The organism is Actinoplanes sp. NPDC048791 (assembly GCF_040650095.1).
In the GTDB taxonomy this organism is placed as follows: domain Bacteria; phylum Actinomycetota; class Actinomycetes; order Mycobacteriales; family Micromonosporaceae; genus Actinoplanes.
On sequence record NZ_JBEZGQ010000707.1, the window covers coordinates 1 to 4,539 of the forward strand.

Here is a 4,539-nt window from a genome sequence, read left to right on the forward strand (position 1 = left end):
CCGCGGCGGCGTTGGCCCGGCCGGCGTTGCGCGTGGCCACGACTCCGGCCAGCGACGCGAGCAGGGTGAGCAGCACCAGCGTCGCCACCGCCACGGCCGACAACCGCCGGGCCCGGCGGTGGTACCGGACGTCCTCGCCCTCCAGCTCGTCCTTGCTCACCCCGTGCATCGGGGCGGCGAGCTGGGCGATCGCGTCGCGGAAGCGGATGTGCTGCAAGCTCAGGTGTACGTCATCACGAGCCCAGCGCAGGTCAAGGTAAAGCGGTTCCTCGGTGAACACGCCCCGCAGCGCGGCCGGCACCGCCGTGGAATCGGCGGTGAAGTTCCGGGCGCCGGCGTCCCAGCGCCACTCGCCGTCGGTCACCACCGGAAGGATGCGGTCCGGTGACTTGGTCGCCACCCAGTGCTCGATCTCCCGGTTCACCCACGGTGAGCTCGCCGCCTCGGGCGAGGCCAGCAGCACGAAGTACTTGGAGCCGTCCAGGGCCTGCTGGATGGAACTCCACAGCGCGGGCGTCACGGCCAGCCCGGTCTGGTCCCGGAAGATCCACAGGGCGCGGCGCCGGTGCCACGGCTTGGCCAGCCGGTGCAGGCCCCGCTGGACCGCGGGGGCGAGACGCCCGTCGGCGGCATGGCTGTAGGAGATGAACCCGTCGAACGGCATGACTGTCCCCGTAATCCGCTTGATTGACGGGGACCGATTCTCCACGTGACCGGCGTACCGGTAAAGCGGTCGGGCCGGGCGCCCTCGGGGACGCCCGGCCTCATCCGTGTCGCGGTCCGATCAGAGCTTGCCCCAGAGCTGGTTGGCGGTGGCGGCACAGTCCCAGAGCTGCAGCGCGGCGCCGTTGCTGCCGACCCAGTCCTTGATGTCCACACACCGGCCGGACGAGACGTTCACCAGGGTTCGGGCGGAGGTGAGGGTGAACCGCTGCACCGGGTTGGCGTTGCAGTCGGCCAGCTGGATGCGGGTGCCGTTGGCCAGGGCGCCGCCGGCCGGGTCCATGCACTTGCCCATCGCGCGCAGGGTGCCGTCGGACTGGAACGCCCACTTCTGCGCGTCGCTGCCGTTGCACTCCCACGTCTGCAGGAGCGCGCCGGCGTTCGCCACGCCGCCCGGGATGTCGATGCAGCGGCCGCTGAAGGTCGACTGCAGCATCGTGGCGCCGGTGGCCGGCGGCGTGGTGGTCGGCGGGTTGGTCGTCGGGGGTACGCCGGGGTCGCAGTCGTTGGTGCTGACGACGTTGTCGGCGTGCGCGGTGCCCGCGGACCGATAGCCGTTGATCGCCGCGGTGGCCTGCGCCGGGCTCAGCACCTGCTTCTTGGCGTGGTAGACGTAGTCGACCGACTGCAGCCAGGTGCTGGTGCCACCGGCGTGCCCGGCCAGGTCGATGAACCACTGGTTGAAGTCGATCGACATGTTCTGCCGCGGGTAGACCTTGCCCGAGTGGTCACCGACCAGCGCGCCGTCGATGTAGTACTTCACGTGTCCACCGGAGACGGTCGCCATCACGTCGTGCCAGCCGTTGATGCTGCGGGCCTGCTGGCTGTGCTGGTTGTCGGCGTACCAGGGGTCGGCGACGTAGGTGTACCAGGAGGTCTGGTAGTTGATCGGGCCCGCCTCGCCCCAGCCGCCGTTCGGCAGATACTCGGAGAAGTCCAGCTCGGAGTAGGTCGGATCCATCGGGGCGGCCAGCGGGGAGATCGTGTAGAAGGTCTGGTTCACGTGGTCGCCGTCGGAGCCGCTCGCCGGGGCGTCCGAGAACTTGATCCGGGCCAGGTAGGTGCCCTCGAAGAACCGCCGGTTGCTCTGCGAGAACTCGGCGTGCGACGTACCGCCGGCGGTGCCGTCGGTGACCGCCTTGAGCTGGGCGACCTTCTGCCCGTCGACGGTGGGGAAGGAAACGTTGTCGGCGAGCCACCGGGCGCCGGCCACGCCGGGGCCGCCGGAGTTGCTCCGGATGCTCCAGCCGCGCTGGCCCAGCGCCGCGTCGGTGCGCGAGGCGTAATTGAAGTCGTCGAAGAGCACGCCGCAGCCGGCGGCGGCACTGCTGCTCGGCGCGGCGGCGATGCCGATGCCGGTGAGGGCCGCGGCGGTCGCGGCGATGGTCGCACCGAGGGCGACCTTGCGGGTTGACGTCAGACCCATGGGGGGTGGGCTCCTTCGGGTGAGAGGCGCCGGCGGGTGATGGGGGTGCCCGCCGGGATACTGCGCGGCCGGTGGCTTCCCACCGAACTGACCAGTGGTCAGTAAATCGACCGCCCGAGTACCGTCGTCCATGCCAGTGGTCTACGTCAATACCTGCTGGTGCCGGTTTCCTCTTTGCACGCCACTACGTACTCGACAGGACACGCACTGAACCGCGACACTGTCCGAGGCAGACCACTGGACAACTTCTGTGGGGGACGCGGTGCGGCGTGCTGAGGTACGGGACAGACTGCGCGAGCTGATCGACACCCGCGCCCCCGGCGACCCGATGCCCTCGGAACGGTCCCTCTGCGAGCACCTCGGCGTCTCGCGGCCGACCGTACGGGCCGCCATCGACGACCTGGCCCGCGACGGCCTGCTGGTCCGCCAGCACGGCCGGGGGACGTTCACCAGTCCACAGAAGATCTCCCAGGAGATCCCGGCGGCGTCGGGCCTGCCCGTCCCCCCGGCCGACGGCGACTGGCTCAGCGAGGTGCTGGAGTTCCGCACCGAGTCGGCGGGCGCCCGGCTCGGCCAGCGACTGCACGTCTCCCCCGGCGACGACCTGCTCTACGTGAAGCGCCGGCGGATCGTCGACGGCGAGCCGATGGCCCTCGAAGAGATCAGGCTGCCCGCGGCGCTGGTCCCCGGCATCACCGCGGACGACTTCGTCTCCGGCTCGCTGTACAAGCTGCTCCGCGAGCGCCACCGGGTGGATCCGACGGACGCGGTGCAGACGATCGCGCCGACGGTCACCGACGCGGGCGAGGCCCGGCTGCTGGGGGTGCCGCCGTACTCACCGGCTCTGCTCTTCGAACGCACCGCCCGCGACGGCGCGGGCCGGGTCATCGAGTTCACGCGCTCGATCTACCGCGGGGACCGCTACCAGATCACCAGCCACCTGAAGCTCGGACCGAACTCGGGCTGACCCCGCCTCAGGGGGTGTAGACGACGGCCATCCGGGTGAGTTCGCCGTTCTCGGTGGCGACGGCGACCATGGACTCCTTGTTGAGCTTGAACCACCCGGCGAACTCGCGCTGCGTCATCGGGCACGTCCCGCCCTTCTCGGGTGCGTCGATGCACACGTCCCCGTTGGCGTCCTCCCACGTGTAGTACTTCACCGACGCCGCGATCGGGACGGTGACCTTGGTGTGGCTCTCCTCGGTCACGTACTCGGCGTGGACGCACCGGCCGTCCGTACGCTTGATCTTGAAGGCGCGGCAGTACGCGTCGCCGGTCATGAAGATGATCGGCTCCACGACGGCGGACGCGTTCTCCGGGTCGTAGGTGTGCAGCTTGACCACCGACGTGGTGCTGCCCTGGGTGAGGTCGGCGAACCGGGGCTGCGGCACGGGCTTCCTGCTCGCCGCCGGCGCCGACGAGGCGGGCACCGGCGGGGGCGAGGCCGAGACCTCCGGCGGGTTGGTGCCGCATCCGCCGGCCACGAGCACCAGCACCACGGCGAGCAGTCTGCGCTTCACAGTTTCACGACCTCCGCGTGGGCGAACGCGGCCCGGGCGTCGCCGCTGATGACGTCGTCGATGACGCCGAACGTGACCCGGCCGGACGCGAGGGACGCCTGGTCGAGCCGGGTGGTGAGGAGGGCTGCGCCCGCCACCGAGACGGTGGCCTGGTCGTCCCGTACGAGAATCTCGACCGGGCGGGTGCCGCCCAGCTCCGTACCGGTGAGCGCGGCCTTCACCTCGCCGGTGACGCCGTCCTGAGTGTCCACGCCCAGCCGGACCTCGGTCTCGCAGACCGACACCAGGTAGGCCTTCGCGCCGGCGACGCGGAACCAGATCACCGCGCACGCCCCCGGGGTGAGGATCGCCGCGTCGACGGTGATCGCCTGGTCCCCGGCGAACGTCTCTGACGGCCCCTGGCAGCGGTACACCGGCGACATCCCGGTCCGGGCCTCGAGCCGGTCCTTGGCGAAGACGCACCGCCCATCGGGGTCGGTGCGCGTGTCCCGCCACTGGCCGGGCCGGTCGAGGCGGTCGACGATCGCCAGGCCACCCGCGGCCCGCTGCCAGGACGGCGCGGGAACCGGACCGTCACCGGACGAGGAACCGGCCTGCGTGTTCGTCGCCAGGCCCAGCCGGGGCAGCACCTGGGCGGTGACCAGGCCCGTCACGGCCAGGGCCAGCACGGCCGCACCGGCCAGGACCATCCGCCGGGTCCGGCCCGCTCGCGCGCCGCGCCGGGAGATCCGGTGGGTGCGCTGCGCGGCTGTCGCCACCTCCAGCAGCTCCGGGCGGATCGGCTCGGTCTTCGCGTCGGCGCCCAGATCCAGCAGCAGGTCGAGCAGCTCGTGCGCGGTCGGCCGTTCCGCCGGGTCCTTGGCCAGCGGC

The 4,539-nt window shown here is 71.4% G+C and carries 4 protein-coding genes and 1 pseudogene; 1 reads left to right on the plus strand and 4 read right to left on the minus strand.

Annotated features, from left to right (window positions below; translation table 11 throughout):
• Together AB0C29_RS35045 and AB0C29_RS35050 are read right to left on the minus strand one after the other, a co-directional pair.
• The coding region (locus AB0C29_RS35045; RefSeq protein ID WP_360829607.1) for a TIR domain-containing protein at positions 1 to 664 on the minus strand (664 nt) is incomplete at its 3' end.
• A gap of 120 nt (positions 665 to 784) precedes the next feature.
• Complete coding sequence (locus AB0C29_RS35050; protein WP_360829610.1) at positions 785 to 2,149, minus strand: RICIN domain-containing protein; 1,365 nt, start codon at positions 2,147 to 2,149, stop codon at positions 785 to 787.
• Positions 2,150 to 2,411: 262 nt separating this feature from the next.
• Between AB0C29_RS35050 and AB0C29_RS35055 the strand changes: the two genes are divergently transcribed.
• Positions 2,412 to 3,116 (plus strand): GntR family transcriptional regulator, encoded by a 705-nt coding sequence (locus AB0C29_RS35055; protein ID WP_360829613.1) that lies wholly within the window; start codon positions 2,412 to 2,414, stop codon positions 3,114 to 3,116.
• A 7-nt stretch (positions 3,117 to 3,123) separates the two neighbouring features.
• Here the strand turns inward: AB0C29_RS35055 and AB0C29_RS35060 are convergent, their stop codons facing one another.
• Both AB0C29_RS35060 and AB0C29_RS35065 read right to left on the minus strand, forming a co-directional pair.
• Positions 3,124 to 3,669: a hypothetical protein gene (locus tag AB0C29_RS35060; RefSeq protein ID WP_360829616.1), complete on the minus strand. Its 546-nt coding sequence runs from the start codon at positions 3,667 to 3,669 to the stop codon at positions 3,124 to 3,126.
• Positions 3,666 to 4,539: pseudogene (locus tag AB0C29_RS35065) on the minus strand (hypothetical protein); the annotation flags it as partial. The gene AB0C29_RS35060 and the pseudogene AB0C29_RS35065, both read right to left, overlap by 4 nt.

Coding starts and splice junctions, on each gene's coding strand:
- AB0C29_RS35050 (WP_360829610.1), bottom strand. CDS start 2,149: ATGGGTCTGACGTCAACCCGCAAGGTCGCCCTCGGTGCGACCATCGCC.